Source organism: Citrobacter sp. Cu096 (assembly GCF_030332285.1).
GTDB lineage: Bacteria > Pseudomonadota > Gammaproteobacteria > Enterobacterales > Enterobacteriaceae > Citrobacter > Citrobacter meridianamericanus.
Map to the genome: position 1 here is coordinate 58,258 of NZ_JAOWID010000023.1, position 19,925 is coordinate 78,182.

Sequence of the window (19,925 nt, forward strand, 5' to 3'; positions counted from 1 at the left end):
ATTGCGTTGATTTTTGGGCTCGACATTTTTAACCAATAAGAAGCGGACAAACGCCGACCAGGGTAGTGGAAAAGATTAAGTGTTACGCCAAATGGTAAGATTCTGCAGACACTGTCTGCGGAATTTCAATGTACTGAATATACAGCTGTATTTGTGAGCGGTTTTCGAAAAATGATACCGCATGTATTTAGTGGAGGAATATTGGCTCCCCAGCTATCAGCGTCAGGGGAGCCAAAAGTATTACACTTCCAGGTAGTTCAGAATCCCGTCTGCCGCTTTACGACCTTCGGCTATCGCGGTGACTACCAGATCCGAACCGCGCACGATGTCGCCACCGGCGAAGATTTTCGGGTTGCTGGTCTGGAAAGCGTTATCGCTACGTTCCGGGGCAATAATGCGGCCCTGTGAATCCAGCTCGACGCTGTGCTCTTTCAGCCACTCCATGCTGTGTGGGCGGAAACCAAACGCCAGGACCACCGCATCAGCCGGAACAACGTGCTCGGATCCAGCGACGATCTCCGCACGGCGGCGCCCCTTCGCATCCGGTTCGCCCATTTCAGTGCGCGCCATTTTCACGCCGCACACTTTCCCGTTGGCATTCACTTCCACACCTAAAGGCTGGACGTTGAACTGGAACTCGACGCCTTCTTCACGCGCATTTTTTACTTCGCGTTTGGAACCCGGCATGTTCTCTTCGTCGCGACGATAGGCGCAGATAACGTGCGATGCTTCCTGACGTACGGAGGTGCGCACGCAGTCCATCGCGGTATCGCCACCGCCGAGCACGACGACACGTTTGCCTTCCATGCTGATGTATGGCTCGTTGCTGCTTTCGCCAAAGCCCATCAACTGTTTGGTATTGGCAATCAGGAACGGCAGGGCATCAAACACGCCATCAGCGTCTTCGTTTTCCAGCCCGCCGCGCATCGACTGATAGGTACCGACACCAAGGAACACGGCGTCGTAATCCTTCAGCAAGTCGTTGAGCTGAACGTCGCGGCCCACTTCCACGTTCAGTTTGAACTCAATGCCCATACCGGTGAAGATTTCACGGCGCCGGGTCATGACCTCTTTTTCCAGCTTGAAGGCCGGGATACCAAAGGTCAGCAGGCCGCCGATTTCCGGGTGACGGTCAAATACCACTGCCTTCACGCCGTTGCGGGTTAGCACATCAGCACAGGCCAGGCCCGCCGGACCCGCACCGATAATTGCCACGCGCTTGTCCGTCTGGCGAACGCCGGTCATATCCGGACGCCAGCCCATCTCGAAGGCTTTATCATTGATATAGCGCTCGATATTGCCGATAGTTACTGCGCCAAACTCATCGTTCAGCGTACAGGATCCTTCACACAGTCGATCCTGCGGGCATACACGGCCACAGACTTCCGGCAAGGTGTTGGTCTGGTGCGACAATTCTGCCGCTTCAAAAATACGTCCCTCATTCGCCAACTTCAGCCAGTTCGGGATGTAGTTATGCACCGGACACTTCCACTCGCAGTACGGGTTACCGCAGGACAGGCAGCGATCTGCCTGCGCTTTGGCTTGGCCTTCGGAAAACGGCTCGTAGATCTCGATAAATTCGATCTTACGGATCTTCAGCGGCTTCTTCGGCGGATCAACACGCTGCAGGTCGATAAATTGGTATACGTTCTGACTCATTGCTGCTACCCCTTACTGCGCCTGCACACGCAGCTCTGCTGCGCTACGACTACGGTGACCCAACAGTGCTTTCACATCACTGGATTTTGGTTTTACCAGCGCGAATTTCGCCGAGAATGCTGGCCAGTTCGCCAGGATCTCTTCGCCGTGAGAAGAGCCGGTATGCTGTACGTGCTCGGTAATCAGGCCGCGCAGGTGCTCTTCGTGGATCGCCAGCGAGTCCACGCTCAGCACTTCGACCAGTTCCGGGTTTACGCGTTTGCGGAATTCACCGTCTTCGTCGAGCACGTAGGCGAATCCGCCGGTCATGCCCGCGCCAAAGTTAACGCCGGTTTTGCCGAGAATACAGACGATGCCGCCGGTCATGTATTCACAGCCGTTGTCGCCAATACCTTCAACCACGGTGATTGCACCGGAGTTACGCACTGCAAAGCGCTCACCCGCACGACCCGCAGCAAACAGGCGACCACCGGTGGCGCCATACAGACAGGTGTTACCGATGATACTCGCCTCATGGCTACGGAAAGCAGAGCCAACCGGAGGGCGCACCGCCAGCAGGCCGCCCGCCATGCCTTTACCGACATAGTCGTTGGCATCGCCGGTCAGATACAGCTCCACGCCGCCCGCGTTCCACACGCCAAAGCTCTGGCCTGCAGTACCGCTGAAGTGCGCTTTGATCGGATCAGAAGCCAGCCCCTGATCGCCATGCGTCTGAGCGATATAGCCCGACAGCGATGCGCCGACGGAACGGTCGGTGTTGCGGATATCGAACCAGAAGGTTTTGCTCTGGCGCTCGTCGACGAACGGCTTCGCCTGCTGCAACAGCTGGGCGTTCAGCACGCCGTTATCAAACGGCGGGTTGTTCTCGGTGCAATGCAACGCTTTACCCGGATGCGGCTCGGCGGTTTCCAGCAGACGAGACAGCTCCAGCTTTTGCTGTTTGGCGGTAAATCCATCCAGCTCTTTGAGCAGATCAGTGCGGCCAATCAGGTCGACGAGACGGGTTACGCCCAGTTCAGCCATCAGCTCACGCACTTCACGGGCGATGAATTCAAAGTAGTTGGTCACTTTGAACGGCAGGCCGTGATAGTGGTTCTTACGCAGTTTGTCGTCCTGAGTTGCCACGCCGGTTGCACAGTTGTTCAGATGGCAAATACGCAGATATTTACAGCCCAGCGCGACCATTGGGCCGGTACCGAAACCGAAGCTCTCTGCACCCAGAATCGCCGCTTTAATGATATCGACGCCGGTTTTCAAACCGCCATCGACCTGCAGACGAATCTTGTGACGCAGACCGTTAGCCACCAGCGCCTGCTGGGTTTCCACCAGACCGAGTTCCCACGGGCAACCGGCGTATTTCACCGATGACAGCGGGCTTGCGCCAGTACCACCATCGTAGCCGGCGATGGTGATCAGATCCGCATAGGCTTTCGCTACGCCGGTGGCAATAGTGCCCACGCCCGGTTCGGAAACCAGCTTCACCGAGATCATCGCCTTCGGGTTGACCTGTTTCAGGTCGAAAATCAGCTGCGCTAAGTCCTCGATAGAGTAGATATCGTGGTGCGGCGGTGGGGAGATCAGCGTCACGCCCGGTACCGAATAACGCAGTTTGGCGATGTACGGAGTGACTTTGTCGCCCGGTAACTGGCCGCCTTCGCCGGGCTTTGCGCCCTGAGCGACTTTAATCTGAATGACATCTGCGTTGACCAGGTACGCCGGGGTTACGCCAAAGCGACCAGAAGCCACCTGCTTAATCCGCGACACTTTGTTGGTGCCGTAGCGCGCCGGGTCTTCACCGCCTTCGCCGGAGTTGGAATTACCGCCGATGCTGTTCATCGCTTCGGCCAGCGCTTCGTGTGCTTCCGGGCTTAATGCGCCGATAGACATGGCGGCGGTATCAAAGCGCTTAAACAGTTCGGTCGCAGGTTCGACGTCGTTAATACTTACGGCTTCATCGCCAGGTGTAATCGCCAGCAAATCGCGCAGCGTGGCCGCTGGGCGCTCGTTGACCAGCTTTGCATACTCCTGATAGTCGCTGTACTCGCCGCTTTGCACCGCCTGTTGTAGCGTGCGCACCACGTCCGGGTTGTAGGCGTGGTATTCGCCGCCGTGGACGTACTTCAGCAATCCTCCCTGGCTGATGGGCTTACGCGCCAGCCAGGCATGTTTGGAGAGGTTCAGCAGATCCTGCTGGAAGTCGGTAAATCCTGCGCCGCTGATGCGGCTAACCACGCCCTGGAAGCACAACGCAACCACATCATCGTGCAGACCAACGGCTTCAAACAGCTTCGAGCAGCGATAAGAGGCAATGGTCGAGATGCCCATTTTGGACATGATTTTGTACAGACCTTTATTGATGCCGTTACGGTAGTTCAGCATCACGGTCCGGTAATCTTTGGCAATCGCCTGAGTGTCGATCAGACGTCCCAATGTTTCATACGCGAGGTACGGATAGATTGCCGTCGCGCCAAAGCCGAGCAGGACGGCAAAATGGTGCGGGTCACGGGCACTGGCGGTTTCCACGATGATGTTAGCGTCACAGCGCAGGTTTTGTTCTACCAGACGTGTTTGCACTGCGCCCACGGCCATTGGCGCCGGAACCGGCAGGCGGTTTTTGGCGATGTTGCGGTCAGAGAGTACCAGCAGTACCGTGCCGTTGCGCACCATCTGTTCCGCCTTATCACACAATGCTTTGACGGTCTCTTCGAGCGTAGTTTCGGTCACGTCGAAGGTGATATCCAGGCGGTCAGCGCGATAATGCTCCTCTTTCATGGTGGTGAGCTGGGTGAAATCAGAGTACAGCAGGATCGGCGATTTAAAGCTCAGGCGGTGTGCCTGACCTTCAGCTTCGCAGAAGACGTTCATCTCACGACCAATGCTGGTGGCCAGCGACATGACGTGCGCTTCACGCAGCGGGTCGATCGGCGGGTTGGTGACCTGCGCGAACTGCTGGCGGAAGTAGTCATAAATGATGCGTGGCTGGCTGGAGAGCACGGCAAACGGGGTATCGTCACCCATTGAACCGACCGCTTCCTGGCCATTTTCGCCGAGCACGCGGATAACGGAATCCAGCTCTTCAGCGCTGTAGTTAAACTGTTTCTGATAGCTGGCAAGCGTATCGTCGTCCAGCTCACGGCTGCCGACCTGATCGTCAGCCAGGTCTTCGAACGGTACCAGGCGGCGGACGTTTTTCTCCATCCACTCTTTGTACGGATGTCGGCTTTTCAGATCGTCATCGGTTTCGGCGGAGTGCAGAATGCGCCCGCTGCGGGTATCGATAACCATTAGTTCGCCGGGGCCGACGCGGCCTTTCTCTACCACTTCATCCGGCTGATAATCCCAGATCCCGACTTCAGAGGCACAGGTGATCAGCTTGTCTTTGGTGATGACGTAGCGTGCCGGACGCAGGCCGTTACGGTCGAGGTTACAGGCGGCAAAGCGACCGTCGGACATCACGATGCCCGCCGGGCCATCCCACGGTTCCATGTGCATGGAGTTAAAGTCAAAGAACGCACGCAGCTCCGGGTCCATATCCGGATTGTTCTGCCATGCCGGTGGAACCAGTAAGCGCATGGCACGGATGATGTCCATCCCGCCTGCCAGCAGCAGTTCCAGCATGTTATCCATCGAACTGGAGTCTGAGCCGGTTTCGTTAACAAACGGCGCGGCGTCGTGCAAATCCGGGATCAACGGGGTCTGGAACTTATAGGTACGCGCGCGAGCCCACTGGCGGTTGCCGGTGATGGTGTTGATTTCACCGTTGTGCGCCAGATAGCGGAACGGCTGCGCCAGCGGCCAGCGCGGTACGGTGTTGGTGGAGAAGCGCTGATGGAACAGGCAGATGGCCGATTCCAGACGCAGGTCTGCGAGGTCCAGGTAGAAGCGCGGCAGATCCGCCGGCATACACAGACCTTTATAGATATTGACCAGATTCGACAAGCTACAGACGTAGAAGTCTTTGTCTTGCAGGAGGCGTTTTTCGATACGACGACGCGCAATGAACAGGCGACGCTCCATATCACGCGGACGCCAGCCCGCAGGGGCGTTAACAAAAATTTGCTCGATACGAGGCAGGGAGGAGAGCGCAATTTCACCGAGAACACCTTCGTTGGTCGGCACGTCGCGCCAGCCGACAATCGACAGGGTTTCCTGCTGTAATTCTTCTTCAACAATGCGACGAGAAGCCGCAGCCAGCTCAGGGTCTTTATTTAAAAAGATCATGCCGACGGCGTAGTTTTTGGCTAAACGCCAGCCGCGCTCTTGCGCCACGATGCGGAAAAAGCGGTCAGGTTTTTGTAACAGCAGGCCGCAACCATCGCCGGTTTTTCCATCGGCAAGAATTGCGCCACGGTGCTGCATACGGGCCAGTGCGTGTATGGCGGTACGCACTACCTTGTGGCTAGGTTCGCCTTCTATGTGGGCGATCAGGCCGAAACCACAGTTATCCCTCTCAAGGGATTTATCGTACAACATATCAGTGAACCTCCCCAGGCTCTGCGGGATCCCCATCTGGACCGTTGCGCACGGGCACACCAAGAGCATGGCGACGGGGTTTGCGTGTCATACGCTTACCTCGCATTCGCCCTCTTTATCCTTTTCGCACAGGTCAAACAAGTTTGAGGACTTGCTTCAGAGGGAATCTCAATAACTGCATAAATATGATGAGCAGGCTGCTCATCCAGAAAGCTTCCAGCGGATTTCCAAGTTATCGGGAATCCACACACAGGTCAAATGGCAATCTTATTTATGCAAAAATGTGCAGTAGGGCAATTAACTTTATGAAAATGTTGAAATAAAAGGATTTTTTACATTGATTTAACCCGAGGGGAATACTCTTGGAAGTGTGATCTGTCTCACTGTCAGAAAGGCCTGATATCCCTTGTCCTCCCTTTATTTATCGAGATGTCTGGCATTTTATGCTGGTTTATAAACTTTCGGCGTCTTAAAGATACTGTTTTTACGCTGAGAGTATAAGAAGATAAAAAAAACCGCTGAATATAAGGAAAAGTAATTAGATTTTTAGTGAATGGAATTTCAATTATTTTGATTTGTTATGCAATAAATAAAGGCTCGCCAGGGCGATTGATCCAGGTCATCGCCGACTGGGGCAAAAAATGGCAGGCTTTGGCCTCTTTTCAAGGCGCGGTCTACCAGATTATGCAGTTACAGAAATTAGTCAATATGTTTGGTGGGGATCTTTCTCGCCGTTATGGACAAAAGGTTCATAAACTCACGCTGCACGGCGGCTTTAGCTGTCCAAATCGTGATGGCACCATCGGACGTGGCGGATGTACTTTCTGTAATGTCGCCTCGTTTGCTGATGAAGCTCAACAGCATCATTCCATTGCCGAGCAGCTTGAGCATCAGGCGCAGTTGGTCAATCGCGCCAGACGCTATCTGGCCTATTTCCAGGCCTATACCAGCACCTTTGCTGAAGTACAGGTGCTGCGTTCGATGTACCAACAGGCCGTCAGCCAGGCCAGCATCGTCGGATTATGTGTTGGCACGCGCCCCGACTGTGTACCGGATGCGGTACTCGATCTGCTTTGTGAGTATAAAGACCTGGGCTATGAGGTATGGCTGGAGCTCGGTCTGCAAACCGCGCATGATAAAACTCTGCACCGTATTAACCGCGGCCATGATTTTGCCTGCTACCAGAACACCACGCGGCTGGCACGCGAGCGCGGACTGAAGGTGTGCTCGCACCTGATTGTGGGTCTGCCGGGAGAAGGGCTGGCAGAATGTCTGCAAACCATGGAGCGTGTGGTGGAGACGGGAGTCGACGGTATTAAGCTGCATCCGCTGCATATCGTGAAAGGCAGTACGATGGCGAAAGCCTGGGAAGCGGGGCGGCTGAGCGGCATAGAACTGGACGACTATACGGTTACCGCCGGGGAGATGATCCGCCATACGCCGCCAGAGGTGATTTATCATCGCATTTCCGCCAGCGCGCGTCGCCCAACACTATTGGCACCTCTGTGGTGTGAAAATCGCTGGACCGGGATGGTTGAACTGGATCGTTATCTCAACGTACATGGCGTCCAGGGATCTGCTCTCGGACGACCCTGGAGCCCGCCAACAGCGTAGCGTGATGAGGGAAACCCCGCATTTCTTGCACATTCTCAAACGTCACGCCAAGAATTGAGTATTATTGTGCCAAGTTGTCGTGAAGGAACCCTCTATGAAGCAAATCCGTATGCTGGCGCAATATTACGTCGACCTGATGATGAAGTTGGGTCTGGTGCGCTTTTCGCTGCTATTAGCGCTGGCTCTGGTCGTGTTGGCAATTGTGGTGCAGATGGCTGTCACCATGGTGCTGCATGGTCAGGTAGAAAGTATTGATGTTATCCGTTCTATCTTTTTTGGTCTGTTAATTACCCCTTGGGCTGTCTACTTCCTGTCAGTGGTGGTGGAGCAACTCGAAGAGTCCCGACAACGCTTGTCACGACTGGTCCAAAAGCTGGAAGAGATGCGCGAGCGCGATCTCAAGCTCAATGTGCAGTTGAAAGATAATATTGCCCAGCTCAATCAGGAAATTGTTGAGCGCGAAAAAGCCGAAGCGGAGCGCCAGGATACGTTCGAGCAACTGAAGGTTGAAATCAAAGAGCGCGAAGAAGCGCAGATCCAGCTCGAGCAACAGTCTTCCTTTCTACGCTCTTTCCTTGATGCCTCGCCGGATCTGGTTTTTTATCGTAATGAAGATAAAGAGTTTTCCGGCTGTAACCGTGCCATGGAACTGCTGACCGGCAAGAGCGAAAAGCAACTGGTGCATTTAAAACCGGCTGATGTTTACTCCCCTGAGGCGGCTGAAAAGGTAATTGAAACCGACGAGAAGGTATTCCGTCATAACGTCTCGCTCACCTACGAACAATGGCTGGACTACCCGGACGGGCGCAAAGCCTGCTTTGAAATTCGTAAAGTGCCGTACTATGACCGTGTAGGTAAGCGACATGGCCTGATGGGCTTTGGGCGAGATATTACCGAGCGTAAGCGTTATCAGGACGCACTTGAACGTGCCAGCCGTGATAAGACCACCTTCATTTCCACCATCAGCCACGAGCTGCGCACTCCGCTTAACGGTATTGTCGGCTTAAGCCGGATCCTGTTGGATACAGACCTGACTGCTGAGCAGGAAAAATACCTGAAAACCATTCATGTCTCTGCCGTGACGCTTGGGAATATTTTCAACGATATCATTGACATGGACAAGATGGAGCGACGTAAAGTCCAGCTCGATAACCAACCTGTTGACTTCACCAGTTTTATGGCGGATCTGGAAAACCTCTCTGGCCTGCAGGCGCAGCAAAAAGGGCTGCGTTTTGTACTTGAGCCAACGTTACCGCTACCGCATAAGGTCATTACCGACGGCACGCGTTTGCGCCAGATTCTGTGGAATCTGATAAGCAACGCCGTGAAGTTTACACAGCAGGGGCAGGTGACCGTAAGGGCGCGCTATGACCAGGGCGATATGCTGCATTTCGAGGTTGAAGATTCTGGGATCGGCATTCCGCAGGATGAGCAGGATAAAATCTTCGCCATGTATTATCAGGTGAAGGACAGCAACGGTGGCAAACCGGCAACGGGAACCGGGATTGGACTGGCCGTATCGAAGCGTCTGGCGAAAAATATGGGCGGTGATATTACGGTCTCCAGCCAGGCTGGCAAAGGCTCGATCTTTACGCTGACCGTGCATGCGCCTGCGGTAGCGGAAGAGATAGAAGACGCCTTTGAAGACGATGACATGCCGCTGCCAGCCCTGAATGTGCTGCTGGTGGAAGACATTGAACTGAACGTTATTGTCGCGCGTTCTGTGCTGGAAAAACTGGGCAACAGTGTCGATGTCGCCATGACCGGGAAAGCCGCGCTGGAAATGTTCACGCCGGGCGAATATGACCTGGTGTTGCTGGATATTCAGCTACCGGATATGACCGGCCTGGATATCTCGCGCGAGCTGACGCAAAAATACCCACGTGAGGATCTGCCGCCGCTGGTTGCGCTCACCGCCAACGTCCTGAAAGATAAAAAAGAGTATCTGGACGCGGGAATGGACGACGTGCTGAGTAAGCCGCTGTCGGTTCCGGCGTTAACCGCCATGATCAAAAAATACTGGGATACCCGAAACAAAGAGGAGAGCACTGTGACATCTGAAGAGAGCAGTAAATCGCAAGCGCTGTTAGATATTCCTATGTTGGAACAATACCTCGAGCTGGTGGGACCGAAGTTAATTACCGACGGGCTGGCGGTGTTTGAGAAGATGATGCCGGGATATTTGAGCGTGCTGGAATCCAATCTGACCGCACGTGACAAAAAAGGCGTGGTTGAGGAAGGCCATAAAATTAAAGGTGCGGCAGGTTCAGTGGGACTGCGCCACTTGCAACAGTTAGCTCAGCAAATCCAGTCGCCGGATCTCCCTGCTTGGGAAGATAACGTTGCTGAATGGATTGAAGAGATGAAGCAGGAGTGGCAGCACGACGTGGCAGTATTAAAAGCCTGGGTGGCGAGCGTGGAAAAAAAATGACCCCGGCTTGACCGGGGTGCGCGAATACTGCGCCAACACCAGGGAAATCGTGGCTGCGCCGTAAATTATTATCATTGTTTACAAGGGCGCAGCCCTAATTCTCAGGCCGCACGCAGTTAAGATAGCAAATCTTAAATAATTTGTTACATGAATCAGTTAAATGTGTGAAGCGTAGCATTTAAATCATAATAACTAATATGTTTCAGCCAGTTGAGAAAGGAGTATCACGATGAAAAAAGTGGGTGTAGTCCTCAGCGGATGCGGCGTGTACGACGGTGCAGAGATCCATGAAACTGTTCTCACGCTTCTGGCCATTGCCCGCAACGGCGCACAAGCCGTCTGCTTTGCTCCGGATAAACAACAAGCGGATGTGATTAATCATCTGACCGGCGAGCCGATGCAGGAAACGCGAAATGTGCTGATTGAAGCCGCACGTATAACACGTGGTGATATCCGCCCTCTCGCTCAGGCAGTCTCAACGGAACTGGACGCGTTGATAGTGCCAGGTGGGTTTGGCGCGGCCAAAAATCTGAGCAATTTTGCCAGCCAGGGCAGCGACTGCCGGGTTGATAGCGACTTAGCCGCGCTGGCGGTGGCCATGCATCAGGCGGGTAAGCCGCTGGGTTTTATGTGTATTGCGCCCGCCATGTTACCTAAAATTTTTGACTTCCCGCTGCGTCTGACCATCGGTACTGATATTGATACGGCAGAGGTGCTGGAAGAAATGGGCGCTGAACATGTTCCGTGTCCGGTTGATGACATTGTCGTCGATGAAGACAACAAAATTGTCACCACGCCCGCCTATATGCTGGCACAGGACATCGCTCAAGCCGCGAGCGGTATCGAGAAACTGGTCTCGCGTGTTCTGGTACTGGCTGAATGAAAAAAGGAGTTACCGCCTTTCTGCGACGTATCTTTCTGCGGGCGGTCATTGTCCTCGCCGTATTCTGGGGCGGGGGCATCGCACTTTTCAGCGTGATGCCTGTACCTTTCTCTGCGGTAATGGTTGAACGGCAACTGGGCGCATGGCTGTCCGGTGATTTTGGTTATGTGGCGCACTCGGACTGGGTGAGCATGGATGAGATCTCTGTGTGGATGGGACTGGCTGTCATTGCCGCAGAGGACCAGAAGTTTCCCGAGCACTGGGGATTCGATGTCTCCGCCATAGAGAAAGCGCTGGCGCACAACGAACGTAATGAAAACCGTATCCGCGGGGCGTCGACCTTATCGCAACAGACGGCAAAAAACCTCTTTCTGTGGGATGGGCGTAGCTGGGTGCGTAAAGGCCTCGAAGCCGGGCTTACGCTGGGTATGGAAACCGTCTGGAGCAAGAAACGTATTCTGACCGTTTACCTGAACATTGCTGAGTTTGGCGATGGGGTTTTCGGCGTGGAGGCGGCGGCGCAGCGCTATTTCCATAAGCCAGCCAGTCGGTTGAGTCTGTCTGAAGCGGCCTTGCTGGCGGCGGTATTGCCCAATCCTTTGCGTTTTAAGGCGAATGCGCCTTCTGGTTATGTGCGTAGCCGTCAGGCGTGGATTATGCGCCAAATGCGCCAGTTAGGCGGTGAGTCGTTCATGCGGGAAAATAAGCTGTATTAACGGGGTTATTGCCGGAAGAGGGCTTAAACGCCTTATCCGGCCTATTGGCCAGGTGCTGAAACGGTAACTCTGCACTCGACTAATCTTCGTCAAACCCTGAATTAAATAGCGCAATTACTGCTGCCAGGGCTTCAACTTCCTGTGGACCCGTGGCTTCGACTTCAATCTGACGCCCTTTAGCGGAATCCAGCATCAGCAGAGCGATAACGCTGTTTGCCTCGGCTTCCGTTCCTTCATCATTACGCAGCAAAACTTCTGCTTCAAAGCCCTGCATCAGTTCAAACAGTTTCATTGCTGGGCGGGCATGCATGCCCAGCTTGTTCGTGATTTCAACAGTTTGCTTCACGGTCATGATTTACGTTTTTCCAGCGTACGATGGCGTGACTGCACGTTTTTACCGCGTGAGCGGAAATAGTCTGCCAGCTGCTCTGCAATATACACCGAACGGTGTTTCCCGCCGGTACAGCCGATGGCTACGGTGAGGTAGCTGCGGTTGTTGGTTTCCAGCATGGGTAACCATAGCTCAAGATAGCTGCGCGTCTGGTAGATAAAATTGTGTACTTCTGTGTGCCTGTCGAGGAAGGCGGCGACGGGTCGGTCAAGACCGGTCATCGGGCGCAGCTTCGGATCCCAGTGTGGGTTAGGCAGGAAACGCACGTCAAACACGTAATCCGCGTCAATGGGAATGCCGTGTTTGAAACCAAAGGATTCGAATACCATCGTCAATTCGCGTTCGCGTTTGCCCAGCAGTCGGGTACGCAACATTTCCGCCAGTTCGTGCACGGACATTTCGGAGGTATCAACGATCAGGTCAGCGCGAGAGCGCAAGGGCTCCAGCAGGTCGCTTTCCTTATCGATAGCGCTTTCCAGAGATAAGTTCTTGCTGGAGAGTGGGTGCAGGCGACGCGTGTCGCTGTAGCGACGAATCAGGGTGTTCCGATCGGCGTCAAGGAACAGCAGCTGTGGTGAGAAGCCTTCAGGCAGATTGTTCATTGCCTGCTCGAAAATCTCCGGGGACTCAGGCATGTTGCGCACATCAATGCTGACGGCTGCAGAAATCTGGCGATCGGCCAGAGTACGAGCCAGATCGGGCAACAGCACTACGGGAAGGTTATCCACGCAGTAAAAACCCATATCTTCCAGCGCACGCAAGGCGACAGATTTGCCTGACCCCGAACGACCGCTGACGATCATCAGTACCATGTACTGTTTCTCCTCACAACGACAAAAAAGGATGCCATTGGGCTGTTATGCTTCATCCTGTCCACCTTCGGTGTCCGTGATGATTTGATACAACTCCTGGTCACTCTGTGCGGCGCGCAGGCGACGGCAGATTGTTTTATCTGCCAGACGTTTGGCGACCAGTGACAACGTATGCAAATGCGTCTTGGTTTGGTCCGCCGGTACCAGCAGAGCGAAAAGCAGATCGACGGGTTGATTATCGATGGCGTCAAAAGCGATAGGCGTTTCAAGTTGCACAAACACGCCCACTGCGCGCATCGTGTCTTCTTCCAGCTTTCCGTGCGGGATAGCAATACCATTCCCGATGCCGGTACTACCCATTTTTTCACGCGTTAAAATAGCTTCAAATACCAACTGAGAAGGCAAGCTGAGCTGCTTTGCCGCCAGTTCACTGATGATTTCCAGTGCGCGTTTCTTGCTTTGGCAGTGAACTGCCGCGCGTGTACATTCCTGGTTAAGAACATTGCTCAGTTGTAGAGTCGTATCGTTATTTGTCATAATTTCACCTAAGCGCTAACTGTACAAATGGCCTGTTGTGCTACACAACAGGCCGTCCTGCACCCGCTAACTGCCCGGACAAGTTAGTGCTGTTTCAGTTTATCTTTATGTTTTGTTAATTGCCGAGCCAGTTTATCAATTAAACCGTCAATGGCGGCGTACATATCCTGACCTTCCGCACTGGCATGAATTTCGCCACCGTTCACATGCAGTGTTGCGTCCGAGATATGTGTAACCTTCTCCACTTTCAACACAATATAGACCTGATTAATCCGGTCGAAATATTGTTCGAGCTTGGCGAATTTTGTATTAACAAAATCGCGCAGGGCTTCCGTGATTTCGACGTTGTTTCCAGTGATGTTGAGCTGCATAGTGTCTTCCTTATCGGTTGGGTCAGACCAGCTGTTTGCGCTGGTTAGACGGCGGAATGGATAAAGACTCTCGGTACTTCGCAACGGTGCGGCGTGCCACCATGATACCCTGTTCTGACAATATAGAGGTTAACTTGCTGTCGCTCAGCGGTTTCGCGGGGTTTTCCGCAGCAATTAATTTCTTCACCAGCGCACGGATCGCCGTGGATGAGGCTTCGCCTCCGCCTTCAGTGTTAACGTGACTGGAAAAGAAATACTTCAATTCAAAAATGCCGCGCGGACTGTGCAGATACTTTTGCGTGGTCACTCGGGAAATGGTCGATTCATGCATCTCGACGGCCTGGGCGATATCCGCCAGCACCATCGGTTTCATAAACTCTTCGCCTTGCTCAAAGAAGGCTTGCTGCTGTTCAACGATGCAGCGGCTGACGCGCAGCAGCGTATCATTGCGGCTTTCCAGGCTTTTAATCAGCCACTTCGCATCCTGCAGATTACTACGAATAAACTGGCTGTCGGCATCGTTGCGCGCGCTGTTGCACATGGCGGCGTAGTGCTGGTTAATCTGCAGCCGTGGAATGCTGTCGCCGTTGAGTTCGACCACCCAGCGATCGTTATGCTTACGCACCAGTACATCTGGAATGACGTACTCTGGCTCACCGGTCTGGATAGACTGCCCGGGTCTTGGGTCCAGAGACTGAATAAGGTTAACGGCCTCTTTCAGCACCTCTTCTTTCAGTCGGGTCACGCGCATTAGCGTGCGGAAGTCATGGTTGGCTAGCAGATCGAGGTGATCGCTGATGATCAGGGACGCTTCTTCCAGCCACGGCGTGGCTTTATCAAACTGTGAAAGTTGGATCAGTAAGCAGTCGCGGAGATCTTTGGCCGCTACGCCCACGGGATCAAAACGCTGAACGCGTTTAAGCACGGCTTCGATTTCATCCATACCGATGTCGTCATCGCCCATGCTTTCGAGAATATCGTCCAGAGTTACGGTGAGATAACCGGTTTCGTCTACCGCATCAACAATGGATGTCGCAATAGCGCGATCGGTATCTGAGAACGGGGTCAGCTCCACTTGCCACATCAGGTAATCCTGCAGCGATTGCGTGGTCTCACCCTGATACACAGGCAGTTCGTCGTCGATGTAATCCCCGCTGGTACCCGAAGGCGTACCGGCGGTGTAAATTTCATCCCAGCTGGCGTCAAGCGGCAGCTCTTCTGGCATCTCTTTTTGTTCAAGAGCATCTGCAGTGTCGAGTGATTCGCTGTCCTGTTTTTCCTGGGTATCAATTTCGTCGTGAAGATCGGTTTGCTCGAGCAGTGGGTTACTTTCCAGCGCTTGCTGAAGTTCTTGCTGAAGTTCCAGCGTGGACAGCTGCAACAGACGGATAGCCTGTTGTAGCTGAGGCGTCATCGCCAGTTGTTGGCTAAGCCTGAGTTGCAAACCTTGCTTCATGTTCAGAGTTTTTCTCTCCTGCGGTGACGTGAAGTCTTCTACCCTATCAGAGTCTGAAGTCTTCCCCAAGGTATACGCGCTTCACGTGCTCATCCTGCAGTATTTCTGTTGGCGTACCGTGCGCGATCAGGTGGCCCTGACTCACGATGTAGGCGCGCTCACACACTGCCAGCGTTTCGCGGACGTTATGGTCGGTAATCAGCACGCCAAGCCCGCTGTCGCGCAGGTGTTCGATGATCCGTTTGATATCAATAACCGAAATCGGGTCAACACCGGCAAACGGTTCATCCAGCAGGATAAATTTCGGATTAGCGGCCAGCGCGCGGGCGATCTCCACGCGGCGTCGTTCGCCACCGGATAGCGACTGTCCCATGCTGTCACGCAGGTGTTCGATGTGGAATTCTTCCATCAGTTCGTTGGCGCGATCTTCCCGCTGCTCGCTGGTCAGATCGTCACGAATCTGCAGCACCGCCATCAGGTTATCAAACACGCTCAAGCGGCGAAAAATTGACGCTTCCTGCGGTAAGTAGCCAATGCCGCGACGTGCGCGCGCATGCAAAGGCAGCAGGCTGATATCTTCGTCATCAATGATAATGTTGCCCGCATCGCGCGGGACAATGCCGACCACCATGTAAAAGGTCGTCGTCTTGCCCGCGCCGTTAGGACCGAGCAGACCGACTATCTCCCCGGAGTTGACGGTCAGACTGACATCTTCCACCACGCGGCGGCCTTTATAGGCTTTTGCAAGGTTCTTTGCAGTTAATGTTGCCATAACGAATCAGTTACCTTTTTTCTCTGCCGGAGCCTTGGCCTTGTTTTTGTCCTGCAACTGCGACGGAACCAGAACGGTGGTGACGCGCTTGCCTTTCTCGCTGAAGGCCTGCATTTTCTGCTCTTTTACCAGATAGGTGATCTTATCGCCGGTAATGTTGCTATCGAGTTGTTCCAGGTAGGCGTTACCGGTCAGGATGACGAGATCCTTCGCCAGTTCATAGTGCATGTGTGAGGCGCGACCTTTAACCGGTTTACCGTTGTCCTGCATCTGGTAGAAGGTTGCGGGATTACCGTAGCCATCAATAATCTCTTTGCCCTGTTCGCCACCAGGGCGGGTCACAACGACTTTATCGGCGTTAATTTTGATGGTGCCCTGAGTCATCACCACGTTGCCAGTAAAGGTGACAACATTGCCCTGCATATCGAGCGACTGCGTGTCAGACTCAATATGGATCGGCTGCTCGGTATCGCCGGTGACGGCAAATGCCGGAATGCTGGCGGCCAGAAGTGTGCTGGCAAGCATAAGGTTAAGGCTGAGTTTGTTTGTTTTGAATTTCATATGAGGTTCTAACCTTTTCAATCAGCTCGGCGTTCTTGCTGCGTAAGTTACCGCGCATCTTCAGTCCGCTGGAGTTAAATGTTGTGCCATATAACGTGACAAGATCATCGGAAGTGACGTCTTGTGTCACCAGGTTAATCTGCGCGTTATCGGTGGTAATTCTGCGTAGTTGAGAGTCAGGCACCAGAGCGTTGACTTCAACATGGCCGTACAGATACAGCATGCGATCGTTGGTCAATTTGGCTTTATCTGCCTTGATCGACCAGGTCGGTACTTTATCCTTATCAAACGTGGTTAATACCGGTTGAGTAAACCAGGAAACCGCTTGTTCTGAATAATATTCAACGTGTTGCGCGATCAAGTTATAGCTCAGCGCGCCTTCCGGGCTATACACGAGGGTATCAGTATGTTCGCTCTTATAGGTTGGCTCATTGTTATTGACGACAGCCTGAGTGGTGTCGTCTTTGTCTGCCAGATTAATACCAATCATCACAAGGACAGCCAGCGACAGTAGAATGATAACCCAACGTCTGGTTTTGCTCATATCGATTGCCCTTTGGCCTCGTCCAGTTTGCCCTGTGCCAGCAGTAATAAATCGCAGACTTCACGCACAGCGCCGCGTCCCCCGTCAATACGGGTGACATAATCTGCCCGCGGGATCAGCAAAGGGTGAGCATCCGCCACCGCCACGCTTAATCCCACTTGTGCCATCACCGGCCAGTCGATCAGATCGTCGCCAACGTAGGCGACATTTTCGGGCGCGACCGCCAGTTTGTTCAGTAGATCGCTAAAGGCGACCAGTTTATCTGACTGTCCCTGATACAGGTGCGTGATCCCCAATGTGGTACAGCGATCTTCTACAAGTTTAGCCTTTCGTCCGGTAATAATGGCAACCTCAATACCGGAAGTGAGCGCACAGCGAATGCCGTAACCATCGCGGACGTTAAATGCCTTCAGCTCTTCACCGTTATTACCCATATAAATCAGACCATCAGACAGCACGCCATCCACATCCAGGATCAGCAAACGGATGTTTTCTGCCCGGGTGATAACGTCTGCGCTGACGGGTCCATAACAGGTCGCAAGCGACGCACCTGCTTTACTCATTTTGTTTATCCTTGAGTTTCTTACACTACACCTGCACGCAGCAGATCATGCATATGTAACACACCGAGTAACTGGTCGCCATCAGCAACCATTACCGAGGTGATATGGCGGGACTGCATTAAGTTCAGGGCATCGACGGCAAGAATGCCCGGACGCACGCGAATGCCTCCTGGGGTCATCACATCGGCAATGCCTAACTGGCGGACATCAACGCCCATATCGAAGACGCGACGTAAATCGCCATCGGTAAAAATACCGTCAATCTTCATGGCATCATCGCAAATGACGGTCATGCCGAGATTTTTACGCGTGATCTCAACCAGAGCGTCACGCAGGCTAGCGCTTTTATTTACATGCGGGATCTCATCACCCGTATGCATAATATCGTTAACGCGCAGCAAAAGCTTACGGCCCAGAGCGCCGCCGGGATGAGATAACGCAAAATCTTCTGCAGTAAAGCCACGCGCTTTTAATAATGCCACGGCAAGCGCATCGCCCATCACCAGCGTTGCGGTCGTGCTGCTGGTCGGTGCCAGACCTAACGGGCAGGCTTCTTTAGGCACTTTAACACACAGATGCACATCTGCCGCACGCGCCATGCTGCTTTCCGGACGACCGGTCATGCAGATAAGCGGTACGTGAAGACGTTTTAACACAGGGATCAACGCCGCTATCTCATTGGATTCACCGGAATTAGAGATGGCGATGACCACATCCTGCGGCGAGACCATGCCCAGATCGCCATGTGCGGCTTCGCCAGGGTGTACGAAAAAAGAGGGCGTGCCGGTGCTGGCAAACGTGGCCGCCATTTTCCGCCCGATATGACCGGATTTCCCCATCCCCATCACCACAACCTTACCCGGGCAACTGAATATTTTTTCACAGGCGAGGGTAAAATTTTGGTTGATGTACTGATCAAGCTCCGCCAGGCCTTCACGTTCAATTGCCAGGACTTCCTTGCCTGCTTGCTGAAAGTCAAAACCCGGTTGCAACTCTAAGTGCGACATAATGCGTTTCCAGTTATCCAACGAGAATTGGCGATAACCAATACAGCATCGCCAGCCATATGATAAAACCGCTGGTCAGCAGCGCACCCGCACCGCGACCAATCTGGCGCGAACGTCGCCAGCAGAGTAATGCAAATATAACGCTCACCAGCAGCATAACGCTGTAGTCACGGACGAAGGCCATCGGATTGACCTCGCCCGGTGTAATCAAGGCGGGCAGCCCGAGCACGATAACAATATTAAAAATGTTCGCGCCGATAATGTTGCCGACGGCAATATCGTTTTCACCTTTACGCAGACCCGCAATCGCCGTTGCCAGTTCCGGCAGGCTGGTACCAATGGCGACTACCGTCAGCCCAATGGTGAGTTCGCTCATGGCGAAGTAGTTCGCCAGTACAGTAGCGTTATCCACTACCATACGCGTGGCCATTGGCATAATAATCAGCGCAATACCCAACCACAAAAATGCGACGGGTAGCCCGCCTTCGCGGGGAAGCTCAGCTACCTGCTCGCGGGTCAGGCTGTCATTGCCTTGTCGTTCGGCCAGACGGGCGATTTTAACAATGAATAGCAGCCATAGCACGGCCAGAAGCAGAAGAAAGAAACCGTCACTGCGGCTCAACTGCCCGTCATACAGAACTGATGCGGCTAAAATACTTACCAGCAACATTAGCGGTAATTCGCGACGCAGAACATCAGAATGCACGGTAAAAGGATGAATCAGCGCCGACAAGCCAAGAATAAGCAAGATGTTGGTGATGTTAGAGCCAATGGCGGTACCGACGGCTAAATCGAGTTGCCCGTTCATTGACGCGGCAACGGAGACGATGATCTCGGGTAACGATGTACCAATGCTGACCACGGTCATCCCGATAATGATGGGGGGAATACCGAAGTTTCGACATAAAATGGATGCGGCAAACACCAGACGGTCGGCGCCGTAGACCACCAGAAGTAAACCAATTATTAACAGCGCCGTCGCTAAAAGCATCTAAAGTCCTTTCTTCAGGTATACTCGCCGGTCCACTTGAAGGGTTTCTGGAAGCCGTAACGAAGTCTTAATTTTGACTTTATGCGGCTAAAAAGTAAAACAAATGCCAGCTTTCGCTAACCAGGACAGGCAATAATCTGTAAA

At 53.4% G+C, this 19,925-nt stretch carries 17 protein-coding genes; 4 read left to right on the forward strand and 13 right to left on the reverse strand.

What is annotated here, in order from left to right:
* Positions 1-240 precede the first annotated feature (240 nt).
* A complete protein-coding gene (locus OGX99_RS09205; RefSeq protein WP_003025096.1) occupies positions 241-1,659 on the reverse strand; it encodes a glutamate synthase small subunit in 1,419 nt (472 codons plus the stop codon).
* Between the two features lie 12 nt (positions 1,660-1,671).
* On the reverse strand, positions 1,672-6,132 hold the full coding sequence (gene gltB, locus OGX99_RS09210) for a glutamate synthase large subunit (RefSeq protein ID WP_187253331.1): 4,461 nt from the start codon (positions 6,130-6,132) through the stop codon (positions 1,672-1,674).
* Between the two features lie 684 nt (positions 6,133-6,816).
* On the opposite strand from gltB, the gene mnmL reads away from it, so the two are divergent.
* The 4 genes from mnmL to mtgA all read left to right on the forward strand — a co-directional run bounded on the left by mnmL (position 6,817) and on the right by mtgA (position 11,776).
* Positions 6,817-7,746 carry a tRNA modification radical SAM protein MnmL/YtqA gene (gene mnmL / locus OGX99_RS09215; protein ID WP_286543488.1) on the forward strand — a complete coding sequence of 310 codons (930 nt, stop codon included), beginning with the start codon at positions 6,817-6,819 and terminating at the stop codon, positions 7,744-7,746.
* Between the two features lie 94 nt (positions 7,747-7,840).
* Positions 7,841-10,177 carry an aerobic respiration two-component sensor histidine kinase ArcB gene (gene arcB / locus OGX99_RS09220; RefSeq protein WP_187253330.1) on the forward strand — a complete coding sequence of 779 codons (2,337 nt, stop codon included), beginning with the start codon at positions 7,841-7,843 and terminating at the stop codon, positions 10,175-10,177.
* A gap of 229 nt (positions 10,178-10,406) precedes the next feature.
* The gene (gene elbB / locus OGX99_RS09225) at positions 10,407-11,060 is read left to right on the forward strand and encodes an isoprenoid biosynthesis glyoxalase ElbB (RefSeq protein ID WP_151217873.1); all 654 of its coding nucleotides are present in this window, start codon (positions 10,407-10,409) and stop codon (positions 11,058-11,060) included.
* The gene (gene mtgA, locus OGX99_RS09230; protein ID WP_151217872.1) at positions 11,057-11,776 is read left to right on the forward strand and encodes a monofunctional biosynthetic peptidoglycan transglycosylase; all 720 of its coding nucleotides are present in this window, start codon (positions 11,057-11,059) and stop codon (positions 11,774-11,776) included. Before elbB ends, mtgA begins: the two co-directional genes overlap by 4 nt.
* A 79-nt stretch (positions 11,777-11,855) precedes the next feature.
* On the opposite strand, the gene npr is transcribed toward mtgA, so the two are convergent.
* The 11 genes from npr to OGX99_RS09285 all read right to left on the reverse strand — a co-directional run bounded on the left by npr (position 11,856) and on the right by OGX99_RS09285 (position 19,781).
* Complete coding sequence (gene npr, locus OGX99_RS09235; RefSeq protein WP_003828770.1) at positions 11,856-12,128, reverse strand: PTS phosphocarrier protein NPr; 273 nt, start codon at positions 12,126-12,128, stop codon at positions 11,856-11,858.
* Entirely contained in the window at positions 12,125-12,979 is an 855-nt protein-coding gene (gene rapZ / locus OGX99_RS09240) for an RNase adapter RapZ (RefSeq protein WP_003025085.1), read from the reverse strand. Before rapZ ends, npr begins: the two co-directional genes overlap by 4 nt.
* A gap of 45 nt (positions 12,980-13,024) precedes the next feature.
* Entirely contained in the window at positions 13,025-13,516 is a 492-nt protein-coding gene (gene ptsN / locus OGX99_RS09245) for a PTS IIA-like nitrogen regulatory protein PtsN (protein ID WP_151217871.1), read from the reverse strand.
* A gap of 83 nt (positions 13,517-13,599) precedes the next feature.
* Positions 13,600-13,887: a ribosome hibernation promoting factor gene (hpf, locus tag OGX99_RS09250; protein ID WP_003025078.1), complete on the reverse strand. Its 288-nt coding sequence runs from the start codon at positions 13,885-13,887 to the stop codon at positions 13,600-13,602.
* A 22-nt stretch (positions 13,888-13,909) separates the two neighbouring features.
* Entirely contained in the window at positions 13,910-15,343 is a 1,434-nt protein-coding gene (rpoN, locus tag OGX99_RS09255; protein ID WP_286538721.1) for an RNA polymerase factor sigma-54, read from the reverse strand.
* Positions 15,344-15,389: 46 nt separating this feature from the next.
* Positions 15,390-16,115, reverse strand: coding sequence for an LPS export ABC transporter ATP-binding protein (gene lptB, locus OGX99_RS09260; RefSeq protein WP_003025073.1), 726 nt, complete (start codon positions 16,113-16,115; stop codon positions 15,390-15,392).
* 6 nt (positions 16,116-16,121) lie between these two features.
* Complete coding sequence (gene lptA, locus OGX99_RS09265; protein ID WP_151217869.1) at positions 16,122-16,676, reverse strand: lipopolysaccharide ABC transporter substrate-binding protein LptA; 555 nt, start codon at positions 16,674-16,676, stop codon at positions 16,122-16,124.
* The gene (gene lptC, locus OGX99_RS09270) at positions 16,645-17,220 is read right to left on the reverse strand and encodes an LPS export ABC transporter periplasmic protein LptC (protein WP_151217868.1); all 576 of its coding nucleotides are present in this window, start codon (positions 17,218-17,220) and stop codon (positions 16,645-16,647) included. Before lptC ends, lptA begins: the two co-directional genes overlap by 32 nt.
* On the reverse strand, positions 17,217-17,783 hold the full coding sequence (kdsC, locus tag OGX99_RS09275) for a 3-deoxy-manno-octulosonate-8-phosphatase KdsC (RefSeq protein ID WP_151217867.1): 567 nt from the start codon (positions 17,781-17,783) through the stop codon (positions 17,217-17,219). Before kdsC ends, lptC begins: the two co-directional genes overlap by 4 nt.
* 20 nt (positions 17,784-17,803) lie before the next feature.
* On the reverse strand, positions 17,804-18,790 hold the full coding sequence (gene kdsD, locus OGX99_RS09280; RefSeq protein WP_151224428.1) for an arabinose-5-phosphate isomerase KdsD: 987 nt from the start codon (positions 18,788-18,790) through the stop codon (positions 17,804-17,806).
* Positions 18,791-18,803: 13 nt separating this feature from the next.
* Positions 18,804-19,781: a calcium/sodium antiporter gene (locus OGX99_RS09285; RefSeq protein ID WP_187253328.1), complete on the reverse strand. Its 978-nt coding sequence runs from the start codon at positions 19,779-19,781 to the stop codon at positions 18,804-18,806.
* Between the last annotated feature and the right edge of the window lie 144 nt (positions 19,782-19,925).

Bases quoted from the DNA above. Each gene is read 5' to 3' on its own strand.
- OGX99_RS09205 (WP_003025096.1), bottom strand. From the start codon at position 1,659: ATGAGTCAGAACGTATACCAATTTATCGACCTGCAGCGTGTTGATCCG.
- gltB (WP_187253331.1), bottom strand. From the start codon at position 6,132: ATGTTGTACGATAAATCCCTTGAGAGGGATAACTGTGGTTTCGGCCTG.
- mnmL (WP_286543488.1), top strand. From the start codon at position 6,817: ATGCAGTTACAGAAATTAGTCAATATGTTTGGTGGGGATCTTTCTCGC.
- arcB (WP_187253330.1), top strand. From the start codon at position 7,841: ATGAAGCAAATCCGTATGCTGGCGCAATATTACGTCGACCTGATGATG.
- elbB (WP_151217873.1), top strand. From the start codon at position 10,407: ATGAAAAAAGTGGGTGTAGTCCTCAGCGGATGCGGCGTGTACGACGGT.
- mtgA (WP_151217872.1), top strand. From the start codon at position 11,057: ATGAAAAAAGGAGTTACCGCCTTTCTGCGACGTATCTTTCTGCGGGCG.
- npr (WP_003828770.1), bottom strand. From the start codon at position 12,128: ATGACCGTGAAGCAAACTGTTGAAATCACGAACAAGCTGGGCATGCAT.
- rapZ (WP_003025085.1), bottom strand. From the start codon at position 12,979: ATGGTACTGATGATCGTCAGCGGTCGTTCGGGGTCAGGCAAATCTGTC.
- ptsN (WP_151217871.1), bottom strand. From the start codon at position 13,516: ATGACAAATAACGATACGACTCTACAACTGAGCAATGTTCTTAACCAG.
- hpf (WP_003025078.1), bottom strand. From the start codon at position 13,887: ATGCAGCTCAACATCACTGGAAACAACGTCGAAATCACGGAAGCCCTG.
- rpoN (WP_286538721.1), bottom strand. From the start codon at position 15,343: ATGAAGCAAGGTTTGCAACTCAGGCTTAGCCAACAACTGGCGATGACG.
- lptB (WP_003025073.1), bottom strand. From the start codon at position 16,115: ATGGCAACATTAACTGCAAAGAACCTTGCAAAAGCCTATAAAGGCCGC.
- lptA (WP_151217869.1), bottom strand. From the start codon at position 16,676: ATGAAATTCAAAACAAACAAACTCAGCCTTAACCTTATGCTTGCCAGC.
- lptC (WP_151217868.1), bottom strand. From the start codon at position 17,220: ATGAGCAAAACCAGACGTTGGGTTATCATTCTACTGTCGCTGGCTGTC.
- kdsC (WP_151217867.1), bottom strand. From the start codon at position 17,783: ATGAGTAAAGCAGGTGCGTCGCTTGCGACCTGTTATGGACCCGTCAGC.
- kdsD (WP_151224428.1), bottom strand. From the start codon at position 18,790: ATGTCGCACTTAGAGTTGCAACCGGGTTTTGACTTTCAGCAAGCAGGC.
- OGX99_RS09285 (WP_187253328.1), bottom strand. From the start codon at position 19,781: ATGCTTTTAGCGACGGCGCTGTTAATAATTGGTTTACTTCTGGTGGTC.